Raw genomic sequence first — 18,509 nt, forward strand, 5'->3', positions numbered from 1 at the left:
CTCGGGCCGGATGTTCACCCGTCCTTCTCATCAGGGCCTGCCCTGCGCTCAATTGATGCTCCGTCAGTGCCCAAATTGCCTTCCTTCAAAGGGGTTTGGCATTACGCAACGACGTTGCCTATGTCACAAAACCTCGTGGGGGTTGAACTGCCCGCGTCAAATCCGACAGGGTTTCGAAGCACCCCGGAGCGGCCCCTTCCGTCACTCCGGGCGTGCAGTGACACATGCTCAATTCCCCCCACAACAACCGCACGAGGAGGAAACCTCGTCATGGCATCACACAAGCGCACCGGCCGGCGACGGACCGTCCTGGCGATATCCGCCGCAGCCGCCGTCACCGCCGGAGCCACGCTCATGGCTCTGCCGGCCGGCGCCGCCCCCGCCCCCGAAGGGACCGTCTACGGCACCAACGCCAAGGGCGCGATCGAGGGCAGCTACATCGTCATGCTGAAGGACGGCAAGGGCGCCGTCGGCGCGAAGTCCGTCTCCGCGCAGGGCGGCGACCTCGCCGAGCGCTACGGCGGCAAGCTCGGCCGCACCTACGACTCGGCGATCCACGGCTTCTCCGCCAGCGGTCTGGACGAGACGGAGGCCAAGCGCCTCGCGGCCGACCCCGCGGTCGAGAAGGTCGTCCAGAACCACCGCTTCACCGCCAGCGCCACCCAGGAGGCCCCACCCTCCTGGGGCCTGGACCGCATCGACCAGGCCGAGACCAAGGGCGACGGCAAGTACGCCTACCCCGACGGCGCCGGCGAGGGCGTCACCGCGTACGTCATCGACACCGGTGTCCACATCAGCCACAAGGACTTCGGGGGCCGCGCCTCCTTCGGCTTCAACGCCGTCGACAAGAGCGACAAGGCCGAGGACGACAACGGCCACGGCACCCACGTGGCGGGCACCATCGCCGGCACGGCGCACGGCGTCGCCAAGAAGGCCAAGATCGTGGCCGTCAAGGTCCTGGACGGCCAGGGCTCCGGCTCCACCGAGCAGGTCGTCGCCGGCATCGACTGGGTCACCAAGAACCACAAGGGTCCCTCGGTCGCCAACATGAGCCTCGGCGGCGGCGCGGACGAGGCGCTCGACGCGGCCGTGCAGAAGGCGATCGCCTCCGGCGTCACCTTCGCCATCGCGGCGGGCAACGAGTCCTCCGACGCGGGCAACAGCTCCCCGGCCCGGGTGAAGGAGGCCATCACGGTCGCCTCCACCACGAAGGACGACCAGCAGTCGGACTTCTCCAACTTCGGCAGCGTGGTCGACCTCTACGCTCCCGGCTCGGAGATCACCTCCGACTGGAACGACAGCGACTCCGGCACCAAGACCATCTCCGGTACGTCGATGGCCACTCCGCACGTCGCGGGTGCCGCCGCCGTCTACCTCGGCGCCCACAAGGACGCCACCCCGGAGCAGGTCGCGGGTGCGCTCGTCAAGGGCGCGACCCCCGACAAGGTCTCCAACCCGAGCACGGGCACGCCCAACAAGCTGCTGAAGGTCACCGAGTAGCAGCTCCAGCCCATCGGCCGGCCGCCGCTCCCCACCCCCACGGGGAGCGGCGGCCGTGGTCGTTCCCGGACTTCCGGGCGAGATCGCCCGGAAACCCGCCTGGTTAAGCTCCCGTCATCACACGAGCCTCAATCACCACATGAGCCTCAAGAAGACAGGAGTCCAGCGTGACGGCGGCGATACTCGGATTCACCCTCTTCTCCCTCCTGGTGGCCATGGCACCGGGCCCGGACACCCTCCTGGTCCTGCGCAACTGCCTGCGCGGCGGCCGCCGCACGGGCAGCGCCACCGCCCTCGGTGCGGCCGTCGGCTCGCTGGCCTGGGGCGTGGCCGCGGCGTTCGGTCTCGCGGCGGCGCTGCAGCGCTGGGACGCGGCCTTCACCGTCGTCCGGCTCGCGGGCGCCGCGTACCTCGTGTTCCTCGGCGCCCAGGCCCTGTGGGCCCACCGCCCGCGCCGCGGAGGCGGCTCCGGTGCGTCCGGCGATTCCGGCGGGTCCGGGGCCGCGGCGCTGCAGGAGCAGGCCTCCGCCGCCCCCGCGCCGCGCGCGGCCGAGGCGTTTCGCCAGGGCCTGCTGAGCTGCCTGCTCAACCCCAAGGTCGGCGTCTTCTTCGTCGCCGTCGTCCCCCAGTTCCTGCCCGAGGGCGGCTCGCCGTTCGGGGTGACCCTGCTCTTCGGCGTGATCGACGCGGTCGTGGCCGCGGTGTGGATGCTGCTCGTCGCGGTCTGCGCCGCGCGCATGATCACCTGGCTGCGCCGCCCCCGCGTCGGCCGCAACCTCGAACGCGCCACGGGGGGCGTCCTGGTGGCCCTGGGCATCGGCACGGCGGCGGAGACGGTCTGAGGCCGCGTCAGGTACGAGAGCCGGGGCGCGAGCCGGGGACGGAAGCCGGCGGTGGACGTCAGGGACGGAAGTCGGCGGCGTGGTCCTCCACCCACGTGGCGAACGTACGCGCCGGACGGCCCGTCAGCTCCTCCACGCCTCCCGCGAGCCTGCCCGGCTTGCCGTCGGACGACTTCCAGAAGGAGAGCAGCGCGTCGGCGAAGTGCCCGGGCAGGTGGGGGCCCGCGGCCTCCTTCCAGGCCTCGGGCGAGACGGGGTTGACGGTCACGGGCACGCCCGCGACGCGCGAGATCTGCTCGGCCTGGTCGAGGAAGGTCAGGACTTCCGGGCCACTGAGCGTGTACGCGCCGCCCTGGCGCGCGGGGTCGGTGAGGACGGTGAACGCCGCCTCGGCCAGGTCCTGTTCGTGGATGGGGTCGGTGTATGCGCCGGGGTAGGGCAGGTCCACCGTGCCGGTGGCCTTGACGGAGCGGGTCCAGCCCAGCGTGTTGGTGGCGAAGACGCCCGGCCGCAGGAACGTCGCGGTGACCGGCCCGGCGGCCAGGGCCTGCTCGGCCTCCCGGTGCGGGCGGGCGACGGGGTGCGTGGCGGCGTCGGGGTAGTGCACGGAGCTCGACGACAGCAGCACGATGTGCCGGACGCCGGCGTCCGCGGCCGCCCGTGCGAAGGCGGCGGTGTGCGAGGCCTCCGCGTACAGGAACACGGACGCGACGCCGTCGAGCGCCGCGCGGAAGGTCTCCGGCTCGTCGAGCGCGAGGCGCATCGAGGGGACGCCGTCCGGCAGTGTGAGCTCGCCGGGGGTGCGGGAGGCCGCCCGGACGGCGTGGCCCCGGGCGTGCAGGATGTCGATGAGTGCGCGGCCGACGCGGCCGCGGCTGCCGGTGACGAGGGTGGTCATGTCCTCGGGTGCCCTTCTGGGAGACGCAGGCGGTGCAGGGAATGCACGGCGTGCGAGGAATACGTAAGATGCCCGCGAGACGCACATTGCGTCGCGCAATCATTGTGGTGCGCAGACATTGCGTCGCGCAAGCATTTTCCGGAAGGGCGGAGCGGGCCGGTGCCGAAGCGTGCGGAGCTGGTGGATCGGATCAAGGAAGAGAGCCGCCGGCACTACGCCGCCTGGACGCTCTTCAACCAGGCCATGGCCGACCACCTCGGCCTCCACCCCACCGACCTGCAGTGCCTCAACCTGCTCGCCATGGAGCGCGAGCCGCTGAGCACCGGCGAGGTCGCCCGGCTCGCGGGCCTCACCCCCGGCTCGGCCACCCGCCTCGTGGACCGGCTGGAGAAGGCCGGCCTCGTGGAGCGCCGCGCCGACCCCGGCGATCGCCGCCGCGCCCTGGTGGCCCTGGCTCCGGCGGCGCAGAGCCGCATCGCCGCGGCCTGGGACGTGCCGGGCGGCGCCTTCCGGGCGGTCCTCGACGGCTACCGGGACGAGGAGCTCGCCGTCATCGGCGACTACCTGCGCAAGGGCTCGGAGGTCGGCCTCGCTCAGGCCGAACGCCTGCGGGCGGCCGGCCGGGCCGGGGAGAGCACGCCCCCCGCCGCTGCCTCCTCGTAACGGCGCACCACCAGCGCCACCACCTCCGGCGCCGCCCCCAGCACGTCCGCCAGGACGTCCGCGCCGCCCTCCACGGCTCCCCGCGCGATGCGGTCCGGCAGCCGGCCGGGTGCGAGGACGTACGGGGCGACCGCCACCCGGCGCGCCCCCTCGGCGCGCAGGGCCCGCACGGCGTCCGCCACGTGCGGCGGGGAGGCGGAGGCGAACGCGGGCCGCACGGCGCACCAACCGGTACGCCGCCACTCCCGCGCGATTTCTGCGATCACCGCGTTCGCCTCCGGGTCGGAGGAGCCCGCCGAGGCCAGGACGACCCCGGTCGGGCGCCGGTCGCCGAGCGGCAGACCGGCTTGCCGCAGCCGCCGCTCCAGGGCGGCCGTCAGCAGGGGAGCGGGCCCCAGCACCTGAGCCCGCGTCACGTTCAGGCCCGGCAGCCCCGCCGTCGCCGCCCGCAGCACGGCCGGGATGTCGGCCTTGGCGTGGAAGGCGCGGGTCAGCAGCAGGGGCACGGCGACGACGTCGCGCACCCCCTCCGCCGCCAGCCGCTCCAGCACCCGAGGCACGCTCGGCACGCAGAAGTCGAGGAAGCCCACCTCGACCCGGAGCCCGGGCCGCGCCGCGGCCACCCGCGCACGCAGCTCCAGGACGGTGGCCGCGTGGCGCGGGTCGCGGCTGCCGTGGGCGACGAGGAGCAGGGGCGCTGGAGTCATCGGTTCGCCGCGGCCAGTCCGCGCGTCCGCAGCACCCGGCGCTCCAGCGGGCTGAAGACGGCCAGGTCGATGGCGATGCCGACGAAGAGGATGAGGAGGATGCCGAGGAGCACCCCCGGCATGTCGGAGTCGGTGCGCGCGTTCTCCAGGTACTGGCCGAGCCCCAGGCCGAGGTCGGGGGAGGAGGCGATGAGCTCGGCGGCCATCAGGGACCGCCAGGAGAACGCCCAGCCCTGCTTGAGCCCCGCGATGTAGCCGGGGAGCGCTGCGGGCAGCAGGACGTGCCGGGCGCCGCGCAGCCCCGTGGCGCCCATGGTGCGGCCCGCCCGCAGGTACAGCGGCGGCACCTGGTCGATGCCGGACACCAGGCCGTTGGCGATGGAGGGCACCGCGCCCAGCAGGATCACCGCGTACATCGCCGCGTCGGTGATGCCCAGCCAGATCACCGCCGCGGGCACCCAGGCGACAGACGGCAGCGACTGCAGCCCGGACAGGACGGGGCCGAGCGCGGCCCGGACGAACTTCACGCGCGCGACGAGCAGGCCGAGCGGCGTGCCGAGGGCGAGCGCCGCGGCGAAGCCCAGCAGGCCGCGCGAGACGGACGTCCAGACGATGTCCAGGAGCGTGCCCCGCAGCCACAGCTCCTGCAGGCTGTGCCACACCGCGGACGGGTCGGGCAGCTTGTAGTCGTCGGTGACCTCCGCGACCACCAGCAGTTTCCAGACCGCGAGGACCAGGACGACGGCCGTCAGGGGCGGCAGCACCTTGTGGAGCAGCACCTGGGCGAAGGGGGCGCGCCGGACCTCCACCGCGTCCAGGGCGTCGAGCCCGGCCTCCAGGCCGGCGAGGTCGTGCGGGCTGCCGGAGGCGCTCCGGGCGCCCGTCTCAGTGCCGGCCATGGCGGCGGATCTCCCCACGCAGTTCTTCGGTGATCTCGACGGACAGGTCCGCCACCGCCGCGTCCTCGATGCGGCGGGGCTGGGGTATGTCCACGGCCCACTGCCGGGCCACCCGCCCCGGCCGCGAGGACAGCAGCACGACGCGCTCCGCGAGCCGCACCGCCTCGCGGACGTTGTGGGTGACGAACAGCACCGACAGCGACGTCTCGGACCAGATGCGGGTCAGCTCGTGGTGCAGGACGTCCCGGGTGATGGCGTCCAGCGCCGCGAACGGCTCGTCCATCAGCAGGACCTGGCTGTCCTGCGCCAGGGCGCGGGCGAGGGCGACGCGCTGCCGCATGCCGCCCGACAGCTCGTGCACCCGCTTGCCGTACGCGCCGGAGAGCCGTACGAGCTCCAGGAGCCGCTCCGCCTCCGGCCGCCGCTCCGCGCGCGGCACCCCGCGCAGCCGCAGCGCCAGCTCGATGTTGCGGCCCGCGGTGAGCCAGGGGAACAGCGCGTGCTCCTGGAACATCAGCGCCGGGCGGCCGCCGGGCACGTCGATGGTGCCGGCGGTCGGCCGGTCCAGGCCCGCCACCAGGTTCAGCAGCGTGGACTTGCCGCAGCCCGAGGCCCCCAGGAGGCACACGAACTCGCCGGGGCGCACCTCCAGGGAGATGTCGTCCAGCACGGGCTGGGCCGCGCCGGGCCGGCCGAAGGACTTGTGGACGTGCTCGATCCTGACCGCCGCGGACTCGCGGTCCGCGAGCGCGGTCGCGCCGGTCTTGTCGGTCGTCAGTGCCGGGGCCATCCGGTCACCTCCTGGGGATGGGGCGGGATACGACGGGCGGGCGGCTACTGCTTGCCGAGCTTCGCGGCGGTCACCGCGGGCCTGCCCTCGGCCTTGAGAACCTTGTTGAGCACGGTCAGGTCGTAGATTCCCGAAAGGTCCGGCTTCTCCAGCAGCCCGGCCTTGACGGCGTGATCGGCCTCCGCCTCCAGCGACGCGGCCAGCGGGTCGTCGAGGACCTCGATGGACTTCCAGGCCGGGTCGATGATCGCGGCCGGCAGCTCCTTGCCGGAGAGCTTCTTCAGCGCCGCGTTCGCCGAGCCCTTGGCCTTCTCCGGGTTCGCCTTGATCCAGGCGTTCGTCCTCACCGAGCCGCGCAGCACGGCCTCGACCACGTCGGGGTGCGCGTCGAGGAACTTCTGCGACACGATCACATTGGTGATGACGAACTTCCCGTCCGGCCACAGCGAGGACTCGTCCAGGAGCACCTTGCCGCCCTCGGAGACCAGCTTCGAGGCGGTCGGCTCGGGCACCCACGCGCCGTCCACCGAGCCGGACTTGAAGGCGTCGGGAGTCACCTTGTTGTCCGTGCGGACGACCGAGACGTCGCCCTTGCCGCTCTGCGGGTCGACCTTCCAGCCCTTCTCCGCGATCCAGTGGAGGAACGCCACGTCCTGGGTGTTGCCCTTCTGCGGGGTGGCGATCCGCTTGCCCTTGACGTCGTCCGGGGAGGAGATCTTCTTCGGGTCGACGACCAGCTTCACGCCGCCCGACGCCGAGCCCGAGACGATGCGCAGGCTCTTGCCCTTGGACTTCACGTAGCCGTTGATCGCGGGCGACGGGCCGATCCAGCCGATGTCGATCGAGCCCGCGTTGAGCGCCTCGATCTCGGACGGGCCCGCGTTGAACGTCGTCGAGCGGAGCTTCGTGCCGCCCAGCTCCTTCTGGAGCAGCCCCTCCTGCTCGCCGACCAGCGGCGTGGCGTGGGTGATGTTGGGGAAGTAGCCGATCCGGACGGTGTCCGCCGACAGCTTCTTCCCCTCCGCGTTCTTCCCCGCGGTGGAGCCGGACCCGGTGGTGCCGGAGTCCTTCTCCGATCCGTAGCCGCAGGCGCCGAGGGCGCCGATCAGCAGGGGCAGGGCGGCGACGGCGGCGAGTGCGCGGCGGCGGGCGGAGCGGGCGGCGGCGGGCACGGGGGGTCCTCTCGACGGGCCGGGGTACGGCTAGGGGACGCCCGGCGCTTCGGCGGGGCGTAAGGGAAGTGACTGGTACGGGAAGGGGCGGGGTGCTGACGCCGTCGGTACGGGCGTCAGCACGCACATCGGCCGATGCCGCCCGCCGAGCCGTTCGCGATCGCTGCCGTCATCTCAGAAGTCCCATCCCTCGTCGCCGGACGGCTCCCCGGGCCCCGCCGCGAACGCCTCGCCCGCCATGCCGGCGGTCAGCGTTGTGCCGTCGCCGGGGTCGATGAGGAGGAAGGAGCCGGTGTGGCGGGAGCCGGCGTAGGGGTCGAGGGCGAGCGGCTCGGCGGTGCGCAGCGTGACGCGCCCGATGTCGTTGGCCTCCAGGCGGCCCGGCGCGGGGTGCTGGGAGAGGTCGTCGAGGGTCAGGCGGGAGGGGATGTCCTTGACGAGGGCCCGGACGGTGCGGGTGGTGTGCTTGAGCAGGACGCGGGCGCCGGGGAGGAGCGGCTGGTCGGCGAGGTGGCAGACGGTGGCCTCGACGTCCCGGGTGACCTGCGGCGCGCCGGCGGTGGGGGCGATGAGGTCGCCGCGGGAGACGTCGAGGTCGTCGGCGAGGCGCACGGTCACCGACTGCGGCGCCCAGGCCACGTCGACGCTCTGGCCGAGCGCGTCGATGGCGGCGATCGTGCTCGTGCGCCCCGACGGCAGGACGGTGACGGGCTCGCCGACGCGCAGCACCCCGGAGGCGATCTGCCCCGCGTAGCCGCGGTAGTCGGGGTGCTCGGCCGTCTGCGGCCTGATCGTGTACTGGACGGGGAAGCGCGCGGGGTCGGCGGTGGGGTCGGTGACGACGGGCACCGTCTCCAGGTACTCCAGGACGGTGGGGCCGCCGTACCAGTCCATGTGCGCGGAGGGCGCCACCACGTTGTCCCCGGCGAGCGCGGAGACGGGGATGGCCGTGACCTCGGGGACGCCCAGCCCGCTCGCGTAGGCGGTGAACTCCTCGGCGATGGCTGCGAAGACGGGCTCCGCGTAGCCGGCGAGGTCCATCTTGTTGACGGCGAGGACGACGTGCGGGACGCGCAGGAGTGCCGCGACGGCGGCGTGGCGGCGGGTCTGCTCGACGACGCCGTTGCGGGCGTCGACGAGGACGACGGCGGCCTGGGCGGTGGACGCCCCGGTGACCATGTTGCGCGTGTACTGCACGTGGCCGGGGGTGTCGGCGAGGATGAAGCGCCGCCGGGGAGTGGCGAAGTAGCGGTAGGCGACGTCGATGGTGATGCCCTGCTCGCGCTCGGCGCGCAGGCCGTCCGTCAGCAGCGCCAGGTCCGGGGCGCCGGCGCCGCGGCTGCGGGAGGCGTGCTCGACGGCCTCCAGCTGGTCGGCCAGGACGGACTTGGAGTCGTGCAGGAGGCGGCCGACCAGCGTGGACTTGCCGTCGTCGACGGATCCGGCGGTGGCGAAGCGCAGCAGCGAGGTCGCGGCCGTGGTCGTGTCGGTCACAGTGCTCATGGCTAGAAGTACCCCTCGCGTTTGCGGTCCTCCATGGCGGCTTCGGAGAGTCTGTCGTCGGCTCTGGTGGCGCCGCGTTCGGTGAGGCGGGAGGCGGTGATCTCGGTGATGACCTCCTCGATGGTGGCGGCGTGGGAGTCGACGGCTCCGGTGCAGGACATGTCGCCGACGGTGCGGTAGCGCACGGTGCGTATCTGGGTGTCCTCGCCGTCGCGGGGGCCGCCCCAGGCGCCGGGGGCGAGCCACATGCCGCCCCGGGCGAAGACCTCGCGCCGGTGGGCGAAGTAGATCGCGGGCAGCTCTATCTTCTCGCGGGCGATGTACTGCCACACGTCGAGTTCGGTGAAGTTGGACAGGGGGAAGACGCGGACGTGCTCGCCGGGGGCGTGGCGGCCGTTGTAGAGCTGCCACAGTTCGGGGCGCTGGCGGCGGGGGTCCCAGCCGCCGAACTCGTCGCGCAGGGAGAACACGCGTTCCTTGGCGCGGGCCTTCTCCTCGTCGCGGCGGCCGCCGCCGAAGACGGCGTCGAAGCGGTGGCGGGTGATGGCGTCGAGGAGGGGGACGGTCTGCAGGGGGTTGCGGGTGCCGTCGGGGCGCTCACGCACCCGTCCGGTGTCGATGGCCTCCTGGACCGAGGCGACGTGCAGGCGCAGCCCGTGCCCGGCGACGGTGCGGTCGCGGTAGGCGAGGACCTCGGGGAAGTTGTGGCCGGTGTCGACGTGCAGCAGCGCGAACGGCAGCGGCGCCGGCGCGAAGGCCTTCAAGGCCAGGTGCAGCATGACGATGGAGTCCTTGCCGCCCGAGAACAGCAGCACCGGCCGCTCGAACTCCCCCGCCACCTCACGGAAGACGTGCACCGCCTCCGACTCCAGCACCTCCAGGTGGGGCAGGGCGAAGGGGCTTCCGGCGGCGCTCATGCCAGCCCCCGTCCCGCCAGCAGGGCGTGCAGCGCCCCTGCCGACTCCGCCACGCTCTGCCCGTGCGCCTCGATCCGCAGGTCCGGGTCGGCCGGCGCCTCGTAGGGGTCGTCGACGCCCGTCAGCCCGGAGATCTCGCCCGCCGCCTGCCGTGCGTACAGGCCCTTGACGTCCCGGACCGAGCACACCTCGACGGGCGTGGCCACGTGCACCTCCAGATAGCCGGTGCCCCGCTCCTGGTGGTGCTTGCGCACCGCCTCGCGGGAGTCCGCGTACGGCGCGATCACCGGGACGAGCACCTTCACGCCGTGCGCGGCGAGCAGCTGTGCGACGAAGCCGATCCGCCGCACGTTGGTGTCCCGGTCCTCCCGGGAGAAGCCCAGCCCGGCCGAGAGGAACTCGCGGATCTCGTCGCCGTCCAGCACCTCCACCCGGTGTCCCTCGTCGTGCAGCCGCCCGGCCAGCGCCCGGGCGATCGTGGTCTTGCCCGCGCTCGGCAGGCCGGTGAGCCAGATGGTGGCCCCGCTCATCGCTTGCTCCTGCTCCTGTGTCATCCGTGCAGCCCGCATTCGGTCTTGGCCAGCCCGGCCCAGCGGCCGGCGCGCGCGTCCTCGCCCGCGGCGACCCTGCGGGTGCAGGGCGCGCAGCCGACGGAGGCGTAGCCGTCCATCAGCAACGGGTTGGTCAGCACGCCGTGTTCGGCGACGTACGCGTCCACATCCTCCTGGGTCCAGCGGGCGATGGGGGAGACCTTCACCTTCCGCCGCCGCTCGTCCCAGCTGACGACGGGGGTGCCCGCGCGGGTGGGGGACTCGTCGCGGCGCAGCCCGGTCGCCCAGGCGTCGTACGCGGCGAGCCCGCGCTCCAGCGGCTCGACCTTGCGCAGCGCGCAGCACAGGTCGGGGTCGCGGTCGTGCAGCCGGGGGCCGTGGGCGGCGTCCTGCTCGGCGACGGTCGCGCGGGGCGTGAGCGTGATGACGTTGACGTCCAGCACGGCGGCGACCGCGTCGCGGGTGCCGATGGTCTCCGGGAAGTGGTAGCCGGTGTCGAGGAAGACGACGTCGACGCCGGGCAGGGCGCTCGAGGCGAGGTGGGCGACGACCGCGTCCTCCATGGAGGAGGTGACGCAGAAGCGCTCCCCGAAGGTCCCGGCGGCCCAGCGCAGTATCTCCGGCGCCGGGGCCTCCTCCAGCTCGCGGCCCGCCCGTTCGGCGAGCGCCCGCAGATCGGTGGCGGTCATGACGTGCTGCCCCCTTCGCCGGGTACGGGCGCGGGGCCCCGGTGGCGCGGGGCCAGCAGCCCGAGGAACGACAGGCGGAACGCGCGGCTGCATGCGGCGCATTCCCAGGCGCCGTGCCCCTCCTCGGAGGGGCGCAGGTCCTCGTCGCCGCAGTAGGGGCAGTAGAAGGGGGCGGCGCGTCCGCTCATGACAGGTCCGCCTCTCCGGCGCGCGCGACCCAGGCGGCGAACCGCTCGCCGTCCTCGCGCTGTTCGGCGAAGCGGGTCAGCACCCGCTCGATGTAGTCGGGCAGTTCCGCGGAGGTGACCTTCAGTCCGCGGACCTTGCGGCCGAAGCCGGCCTGCAGGCCCAGCGCGCCGCCCAGGTGCACCTGGAAGCCCTCGACCTGACGGCCGTCCTCGTCCAGCACGAGCTGGCCCTTGAGGCCGATGTCGGCGGTCTGGATGCGGGCGCAGGCGTTGGGGCAGCCGTTGATGTTGATGGTGACCGGCTCCTCGAAGTCCGGCATGCGGCGCTCGAGTTCGTCGATCAGGGAGGCGCCGCGCGCCTTGGTCTCCACGATGGCGAGCTTGCAGAACTCGATGCCGGTGCAGGCCATCGTGCCGCGCCGGAAGGGGGAGGGCGCGACCTGGAAGCCCAGTGCCTCCAGCCCGGCGACGAGGGAGTCCACCTGCTCGCGCGCCACGTCCAGGATGACCATCTTCTGCTCGACCGTGGTGTTGAGCCGGTCCGAGCCGTGGGCCGCCGCCAGTTCGGCGATCTTGGTGAGGGTGCTGCCGTCCACCCGGCCGACGCGCGGGGCGAAGCCCACGTAGAAGCGGCCGTCCTTCTGCTCGTGCACGCCCACGTGGTCGCGCCAGCGGTTGCTGGGCTCGGCGGGCGGCGGCCCGTCGGCGAGCTTGCGCTTGAGGTACTCGTTCTCCAGGACGTCGCGGAAGCGCTCCGGGCCCCAGTCCGCCATCAGGAACTTCAGCCGGGCGCGGGTGCGCAGCCGCCGGTAGCCGTAGTCGCGGAAGATGCCGACGACGCCGGCCCACACGTCCGGCACGTCCTCCAGCGGCACCCAGGCGCCGAGCCGCTCCCCGAGCCGGGGGTTGGTGGACAGCCCGCCGCCCACCCAGACGTCGAAGCCGGGCCCGTGCTCGGGGTGGACGACGCCGACGAACGCGATGTCGTTGATCTCGTGGACCACGTCCTGCACCGGCGAGCCGGAGACCGCCGACTTGAACTTCCGCGGCAGGTTGGAGAATTCCTTGCTGCCGATGTAGCGGCGCTCGATCTCCTCGATGGCCGGCGTGCCGTCGAGGATCTCGTCCGCGGCGATCCCGGCGACCGGCGAACCGATGATCACGCGCGGGCAGTCGCCGCACGCCTCCGTCGTCGACAGCCCGACGGCCTCCAGCCTCTCCCAGATGGCGGGCACGTCCTCGATGCGCACCCAGTGCAGCTGGATGTTCTGCCGGTCGGTGATGTCGGCCGTGCCGCGGGCGTAGGTCTGCGAGACCTCGCCGATGGCGCGCAGCTGGGCGACGGTGAGCCGGCCGCCGTCGATGCGGACGCGCATCATGAAGTACTCGTCGTCCAGCTCCTCCGGCTCCAGGACCGCGGTCTTGCCGCCGTCGATCCCCGGCTTGCGCTGGGTGTACAGCCCCCACCAGCGCATCCGTCCGCGCAGGTCCGCGGGGTCGATGGAGTCGAAGCCGGCCTTCGAGTAGATCGTCTCAATGCGTGTCCGCACATTGAGACCGTCGTCGTCCTTCTTGAACTGCTCGTTGCCGTTGAGCGGGGTGAAGTGGCCCACGGCCCACTGGCCCTCGCCGCGGTGGCGGCCGGCCTTGCGGCGGGACGTGGCGGCTGAGGGGGTGTGCGAGGTGGCAGCCATGGCGGTATGTCCTTCGGTGGCCTGCGGGTACGCCCACGGGTGCGCCCGGCCTGCGTACGAGTACGAGTACGGGTGCGCGTACAAGTGCCGGTACGGGTACGGGTGCTCACGGGGCTGCGTGGGTGCGCAAGGGGGACGCTCGTCCGCGGCATCGGGGACGGCGGGGGAGCGGGCGAAAGTCAGGAAACGGCAGTGCTGGTGCTGAGACGTCAGCCCGCCGGACAGATGGCGCTGGACACGCGGACGAGGTCGACGTGACGCCGACTCACCAAGACGATTCCAGCTCCGGACATGGGGGAAGCGTGGCACGGCGGGATCCGGCCAGTCCACCATTGTCCGCAATATGGACGATCCCGTCCCGCAATGCGGGACGGGATCGCTCGGCGGCCTGTGCCGCCCGTGACGGGTGCGGTGCCTGTGCTCAGGCGTGGGCGCCCGGCCAGGGGCCGGGCGGTGCGGCCTCCGGCTGCTCCTCGGTCTTGGTCGCGAACAAACGGAAGCCGCGCTTCTCGTAGTTGGCCACCGCGTGCTCGCCGTCGAGGCTGCAGGTGTGCAGCCAGACCCGCCTGGTCGGCTCCAGGCCCTCCCAGCGGTCGGCCAGGTCCCAGGCCCGCGCGGTGCCGTACGACAGCAGGTGACCGCCGATGCGGCGGCCGCGGAACGCCGCGATCAGCCCGAAGTAGACGATCTCGACCGTGCCGCCGGGCTGCGGCTCCAGCTCGATGTAGCCCGCCGGCGTCCCGTGCTCGTAGGCCACCCAGGTCTCCACGCCGGGCCGCTCCAGGTGTGCGCGCCACTGCTCGTGGCTCCAGGGCAGCCGGTCGAGCCAGGTCACGTCGCCGCCGACGGCCGTGTAGAGGAACCGGCTGAACTCGGGCGAGGGCACCTCGGAGCGGACGATCCGGATGCCGGACGCGGCGTCCGGCACCTGGACGGGCACGAGGTCGGCCGGCGAGGTCTGTTCCAGGGACCAGGTGGTCACGGTGGTCGTACGGATGCTCATACGCCCAGCGAACCACGGGCCGGGCCACACGCTACACGTGGGGCCCGCAGGGCCCGCGCGACTCCCGGCCCTGCGCGCCGGGTGCCTTTGCTCCCGCCGCGGCGGGGTGCGGCGGTGCCGAGCGGGCCCTCGGGGTCGGTTCGGCGCCGCCGGGATCCTTGTGGGGGTTGATCGCCGTCGCGGCGGGGGTGGGGTGGTGCGGCTTTCGATTCCGGCGAGGCTCCTGCTTCCGCCGCGGCGGCGCTCAGCCGTCGCGGCGGGTCTCGGCGGTGCCGGGTGGGCCCTCGGGGTCGGTTCGGCGCCGCCGGGGACCTTGTGGGGGTTGATCGCCGTCGCGGCGGAGCGAGTTCGCGCCGCGTGCCCGGGTGCTGCCGCGGCTTCGATTCGGCCGCGGGCTCTTGCTTCCGCCGCGGCGGCGCTCAGCCACCGTGGTGGAGTCCGGCGGTGCCGGGCGCGCCTCAGGTCGAGGGTGGGTGTCGGCCCGGTCACCGGGCCCGGTCGCGGTCTGCCAGGACGACCGGGGCCGTTGACGACGGCAGTAGGTCTTCGGCCTGCGGCGGGGCCAGCAGGTGGACGTCGACGCCGTCCGCGAAGCGGTACGGGCGGTGACCGAGGACGCCTCCCAGGGTGCGGCGCATGCGGGACATCTCCGCGCGGACCGTGACCGTCCGGGAGGCGTCGCCGAACAGGTCCGCCGCGAGCTCCGCGGCGGAGCGGCCCCCGGGGTGCCGCGCCAGCACGTACAGCAGCTCGGCGTGGCGGGGGCTGAGCTCCTGCGACCACTCGCCGGCGGCGCCCGCGACCGTGACCGTCCAGCGGCGCGGGCCGCGCACGTCGAGCACGACGCGGTTGGGCACGAGCTCGGGGCGCGCGGCCTCCTCCACCTGCACCAGCCACCCGTCCGGCAGCGGCGCGAGCGAGCACAGCCCGAGCGAGGGCAGCCAGGCCCGCCCCGCCTGCACGGACTTGGGCAGGGCGACCCGGCCGACCGGCCCCATGCCGGTCACCGCCGCCGCCCAGCCGTCGCGGTCCACCACCAGCGCCCGCCCGCTCACCCGGGCCAGCATGGGGGCCGCGACCGCCCGCAGCCGCTCCACCGACTCCCAGTGCCGGGCCCGCAGCTCCCCCTCGCCCAGCTTCGCGACCGCCGTGACCAGCGGCAGCGTGGCGGGGTTGAACACCGGCGCCGGCCCGCTGACGTTCAGCACGCCCAGCAGCCGCCCGTCGCGCGGATCGTGCAGCGGGGCCGCCGCGCACGTCCACGCGTGGTGGGTGCGGACGAAGTGCTCGGCCGAGCGCACCTGAACCGGCCGCCGCTCGACGAGCGAGGTGCCGATGCCGTTGGTGCCCACGAGCTCCTCGGCCCACGACGCCCCCACGTCGAAGCCGAGCCGGTCGGCGCTGCGCAGCACGCCGGGGTTGCCCTGCCGCCACAGCACCCGGCCCTCGGCGTCCGTGACGGCCATCAGGTGCCGCTCGATGTCGACCACCGTGCCCAGCCCCTCGTGCAGCTGGCCGAGCAGCGCCGCGAGCGGCGAGCGATGCCGCCGCTGCTCGACCTCGTCGGCCGGCAGCGGCGGGGACGAACCGCCCTTCTCCGGATCGACGCCCCGCAGCCGGACGCGGTGCCAGGACTGCCCGATGACCGGGCGCGGGGGCACGGGAGGCCGTGCGTCACCCAGGCAGGCCTCCCGGACGGCCGGCAGCAGGCGTTCGTCGGTGGTTCCGCGGTTCACGCTGCCATGGTGCCGTCCCGCGGGCCCGTCCGGCGGGGCATCCGCAGGATTGCAACTCCATGCAACCGTTGCGCGGGGGCGCGCCGCGGGCGGATGGTGTGGGAGAGCGGCCGGAGGGTGGTGCCGAGTCGGCGCAGCATCACCCTCCACCGGACGCTCGTCCCGCCCCGCGTCGCCCGTCTGTTCGGCGGGCGTGCGAGCCGATGCTGCCAGGGCGGATACGGTTAGAGCGTGCAGGCAGCAAACGAATCACCGGGGCGTCGGGCCGGCCGGCTGCACAGGGCTCGCGTCCTGTACCGAAATGTCTCGAAACGCAGGATGGCGTGGCTTCTTCTGAAGGACACGGTCAACTCCTGCATCGAATACCGCGTCACCGGGCTCGCGGCGGAGGCCGCGTTCTTCACCCTGCTGTCGCTGCCGCCGCTGCTGCTGGGCCTCCTCGGCCTGCTGGGCTACCTGGACGACTGGACCGGCACCAACACCATCGGCTCCATCCAGGAGAACATCCTCAAGGCGTCCGCGACGGTCCTCAGCGACAAGGGCGTCAACGAGATCGCCCGGCCCCTGCTGCGGGACGTCACCAAGGGCCGCCCCGACGTCATCTCCGTCGGCTTCGCCATCGCGTTGTGGTCCGGTTCGCGCGCCGTCAACGTCTTCGTCGACACCATCACGATCATGTACGGGCTGGAGGGCAAGCGCGGCATCGTCCGGACCCGCCTGCTCGCCTTCCTCCTCTACATCGTCGCCCTCCTCATCGGGGCGGTGGCGCTGCCGCTGATGGTCGCCGGGCCCGAGGCGGTGGTGGACGTCGTGCCCTGGAGCGCCGACGTCGTGCGCTTCCTGTACTGGCCCGTCGTCATCCTGCTGTGCATCGCCTTCCTCACCACGCTCTACCACGTGTCCGTGCCGGTCCGTTCGCCCTGGCAGGAGGACATCCCCGGCGCGCTCGTCGCCCTGACGATGTGGGTGTTCGGCAGCTTCCTGCTGCGGATCTACCTCACCCACACGGTGGAGGGCCTGACCATCTACGGCTCCCTCGCCGCGCCCGTCGCCGTGCTGCTGTGGATCGGCGTCTCGGCCTTCGCCGTGCTCGTCGGCGCGGCCGTCAACGCCGCGCTCGACCGGGTGTGGCCGTCGGTGGCCACCGCCGCCGCGCGCGCCGACGTCGACCGGCTGCGGGCCGCGGCCGCGGCGCAGGAGGCGGCCGAGCGGGCGGCCCGCGCGCTGGAGGCGAGCCTGGAGGAGGACCTCGACGACTACGGCCCGGACGAGGGCGTGATCGGCCAGGACCGCGAGCCGCCTTCGGAGTTCCCGGAGCGGTGGGCGCAGTTCCTGCCCCCTGACGACGTCCGCTCCCGCCTCCAGAAGGAGGGCCACCAGCCGAAGCACGCGCGGCACGCGAAGCGGCGCGACTAGCGAAGGCGACGAAGGAAGAGGCAACGCGACGAGCAGGGGCGCGACGGGAAAAACCTTTCGCGTCCGCCCGTGCACCCCACTTAAGCTCACCCCAGCGCGAAGGACGCGTGTTCCCAGGAGAGGAGGCGAGGACCGATGACTGTCACGGCCCGCACCCAGCAGAAGTCCGTCACTTCCCCCTCCCTTAAGGAACACCGTCTTGACCGAGCTCTCACACCCTCTCGCCCCCTACGGCTGGGACGAAGGGTTCGCTGACAGCTTCACCGCACACGCCGCCGGGGGCGCCGTCCCCGGCCGCATCGTCCGCGTCGACCGGGGCCGCTGCGACGTCGTCGTGCCCGCGCCGGACGGCACCGGCGTGCACACCGTGCAGGCCGACACCGCGCTCGTCACCACCGGCGACCCGCTGAACATCATGTGCACCGGCGACTGGGCCGCCGTCGACACCGACCGCGCAATGGTGCTCGCCCTGCTGCCCCGCCGCAGCGCGTTCGTGCGCTCCACGTCCTCCAAGCGCTCCGAGGGCCAGGTCCTCGCCGCCAACGTCGACCACGCCGTCATCGCGGTCTCGCTGGCCGTGGAGCTGGACCTGGGCCGCGTCGAGCGGTTCCTGGCCCTGGCCTGGGAGAGCGGCGCCGAGCCGGTGGTCGTCCTCACCAAGGCCGACCTCGTGCCCGACCCCGTCGTCCTCGGCCACCTCCTCGCCGACACGGCGACCGTGGCGCCGGGCGCCCAGGTCCTCGCCGTCAGCGCGGAGACCGGCGAGGGCGTCGACGTCCTCGCCGCCTCCCTGGCCGGGGGCACGTCCGTGCTGCTCGGCCAGTCCGGCGCGGGCAAGTCCACCCTCGCCAACGCCCTCGTCGGCGAGGAGGTCCAGGGCGTCAACGCCGCCCGCGACCGGGACGGCAAGGGCCGTCACACCACCACCACGCGCAACATGCTCAAGCTGCCCTGCGGCGGCGTCCTGATCGACACCCCGGGGCTGCGCGGCGTCGGCCTGTGGGACGCGGAGAACGGCCTCTCGCAGACGTTCGCCGAGATCGAGGAGCTGGCCGCCCGCTGCCGGTTCCACGACTGCGGCCACGCCGCCGAGCCCGGCTGCGCCGTCCTCGCGGCGGTCGGCTCGGGGGAGCTGGGGCAGCGGCGCCTCGACAGCTACCGGAAGCTGCAGCGCGAGAACGCGTGGATCGCCTCCCGCACCGACGCCCGGCTGCGGGCGGAGATCCGCCGCGACTGGAAGCAGAAGTCGGCGGAGGGCCGCGAGGCGTACGCCCGCAAGCGGGGCCTGTAGGCGCGGGTCCCTCACCGGGCGCTGTACGGCCCGGGGCAGGTGGGTCCGGC

At 73.4% G+C, this 18,509-nt stretch carries 19 protein-coding genes; 5 read left to right on the forward strand and 14 right to left on the reverse strand.

From position 1 onward, the window contains the following. Positions 1-270: 270 nt before the first annotated feature. Both AS857_RS07590 and AS857_RS07595 read left to right on the forward strand, forming a co-directional pair. Positions 271-1,500 carry a S8 family peptidase gene (locus AS857_RS07590; RefSeq protein ID WP_058042369.1) on the forward strand — a complete coding sequence of 410 codons (1,230 nt, stop codon included), beginning with the start codon at positions 271-273 and terminating at the stop codon, positions 1,498-1,500. 167 nt (positions 1,501-1,667) lie between these two features. Continuing rightward, positions 1,668-2,342, forward strand: coding sequence for a LysE family translocator (locus tag AS857_RS07595; protein ID WP_058042370.1), 675 nt, complete (start codon positions 1,668-1,670; stop codon positions 2,340-2,342). Positions 2,343-2,400: 58 nt separating this feature from the next. On the opposite strand, the gene AS857_RS07600 is transcribed toward AS857_RS07595, so the two are convergent. Beyond that, on the reverse strand, positions 2,401-3,240 hold the full coding sequence (locus AS857_RS07600) for an NAD(P)H-binding protein (protein WP_058042371.1): 840 nt from the start codon (positions 3,238-3,240) through the stop codon (positions 2,401-2,403). Positions 3,241-3,399: 159 nt separating this feature from the next. On the opposite strand from AS857_RS07600, the gene AS857_RS07605 reads away from it, so the two are divergent. After that, positions 3,400-3,903 carry a MarR family winged helix-turn-helix transcriptional regulator gene (locus AS857_RS07605; RefSeq protein WP_058042372.1) on the forward strand — a complete coding sequence of 168 codons (504 nt, stop codon included), beginning with the start codon at positions 3,400-3,402 and terminating at the stop codon, positions 3,901-3,903. Here AS857_RS07605 and AS857_RS07610 read toward each other — a convergent pair. The 13 genes from AS857_RS07610 to AS857_RS07665 form a co-directional block, all read right to left on the reverse strand. Beyond that, on the reverse strand, positions 3,834-4,610 hold the full coding sequence (locus AS857_RS07610) for a sirohydrochlorin chelatase (RefSeq protein WP_058042373.1): 777 nt from the start codon (positions 4,608-4,610) through the stop codon (positions 3,834-3,836). The two genes, AS857_RS07605 and AS857_RS07610, sit on opposite strands and share 70 nt — an antisense overlap. Further along, positions 4,607-5,509, reverse strand: coding sequence for an ABC transporter permease (locus tag AS857_RS07615; protein ID WP_058042374.1), 903 nt, complete (start codon positions 5,507-5,509; stop codon positions 4,607-4,609). The genes AS857_RS07610 and AS857_RS07615 overlap by 4 nt, the downstream gene beginning before the upstream one ends. Then, complete coding sequence (locus AS857_RS07620; RefSeq protein ID WP_058042375.1) at positions 5,496-6,299, reverse strand: ABC transporter ATP-binding protein; 804 nt, start codon at positions 6,297-6,299, stop codon at positions 5,496-5,498. Before AS857_RS07620 ends, AS857_RS07615 begins: the two co-directional genes overlap by 14 nt. A 44-nt stretch (positions 6,300-6,343) precedes the next feature. Next, positions 6,344-7,471 carry an aliphatic sulfonate ABC transporter substrate-binding protein gene (locus tag AS857_RS07625; RefSeq protein WP_058042376.1) on the reverse strand — a complete coding sequence of 376 codons (1,128 nt, stop codon included), beginning with the start codon at positions 7,469-7,471 and terminating at the stop codon, positions 6,344-6,346. Positions 7,472-7,645: 174 nt separating this feature from the next. After that, positions 7,646-8,974, reverse strand: a complete 1,329-nt coding sequence (locus AS857_RS07630) for a sulfate adenylyltransferase subunit 1 (RefSeq protein WP_058042377.1) — start codon at positions 8,972-8,974, stop codon at positions 7,646-7,648. A 2-nt stretch (positions 8,975-8,976) separates the two neighbouring features. Continuing rightward, on the reverse strand, positions 8,977-9,891 hold the full coding sequence (gene cysD, locus AS857_RS07635) for a sulfate adenylyltransferase subunit CysD (protein ID WP_058042378.1): 915 nt from the start codon (positions 9,889-9,891) through the stop codon (positions 8,977-8,979). Continuing rightward, positions 9,888-10,445, reverse strand: coding sequence for an adenylyl-sulfate kinase (gene cysC, locus AS857_RS07640; RefSeq protein ID WP_079110161.1), 558 nt, complete (start codon positions 10,443-10,445; stop codon positions 9,888-9,890). The genes cysD and cysC overlap by 4 nt, the downstream gene beginning before the upstream one ends. Continuing rightward, on the reverse strand, positions 10,442-11,131 hold the full coding sequence (locus tag AS857_RS07645) for a phosphoadenylyl-sulfate reductase (protein ID WP_058042380.1): 690 nt from the start codon (positions 11,129-11,131) through the stop codon (positions 10,442-10,444). Before AS857_RS07645 ends, cysC begins: the two co-directional genes overlap by 4 nt. Continuing rightward, positions 11,128-11,319, reverse strand: a complete 192-nt coding sequence (locus AS857_RS07650) for a hypothetical protein (RefSeq protein ID WP_058042381.1) — start codon at positions 11,317-11,319, stop codon at positions 11,128-11,130. Before AS857_RS07650 ends, AS857_RS07645 begins: the two co-directional genes overlap by 4 nt. After that, positions 11,316-13,013, reverse strand: a complete 1,698-nt coding sequence (locus tag AS857_RS07655; RefSeq protein WP_058042382.1) for a nitrite/sulfite reductase — start codon at positions 13,011-13,013, stop codon at positions 11,316-11,318. The genes AS857_RS07650 and AS857_RS07655 overlap by 4 nt, the downstream gene beginning before the upstream one ends. 209 nt (positions 13,014-13,222) lie before the next feature. Further along, a complete protein-coding gene (locus tag AS857_RS42320) occupies positions 13,223-13,306 on the reverse strand; it encodes a putative leader peptide (protein ID WP_353620284.1) in 84 nt (27 codons plus the stop codon). 128 nt (positions 13,307-13,434) lie between these two features. Then, on the reverse strand, positions 13,435-14,010 hold the full coding sequence (locus AS857_RS07660) for a GNAT family N-acetyltransferase (protein ID WP_058043979.1): 576 nt from the start codon (positions 14,008-14,010) through the stop codon (positions 13,435-13,437). Between the two features lie 491 nt (positions 14,011-14,501). Continuing rightward, complete coding sequence (locus tag AS857_RS07665; protein ID WP_058042383.1) at positions 14,502-15,752, reverse strand: helix-turn-helix domain-containing protein; 1,251 nt, start codon at positions 15,750-15,752, stop codon at positions 14,502-14,504. Between the two features lie 231 nt (positions 15,753-15,983). Here AS857_RS07665 and AS857_RS07670 point away from each other — a divergent pair, with 231 nt between their 5' ends. After that, a complete protein-coding gene (locus AS857_RS07670; RefSeq protein ID WP_079110162.1) occupies positions 15,984-17,168 on the forward strand; it encodes a YihY/virulence factor BrkB family protein in 1,185 nt (394 codons plus the stop codon). 199 nt (positions 17,169-17,367) lie between these two features. Continuing rightward, on the forward strand, positions 17,368-18,459 hold the full coding sequence (rsgA, locus tag AS857_RS07675) for a ribosome small subunit-dependent GTPase A (RefSeq protein ID WP_058042385.1): 1,092 nt from the start codon (positions 17,368-17,370) through the stop codon (positions 18,457-18,459). Positions 18,460-18,509: the final 50 nt, after the last annotated feature.

The organism is Streptomyces roseifaciens (assembly GCF_001445655.1).
Classification (GTDB): Bacteria; Actinomycetota; Actinomycetes; order Streptomycetales; family Streptomycetaceae; genus Streptomyces; species Streptomyces aureoversilis.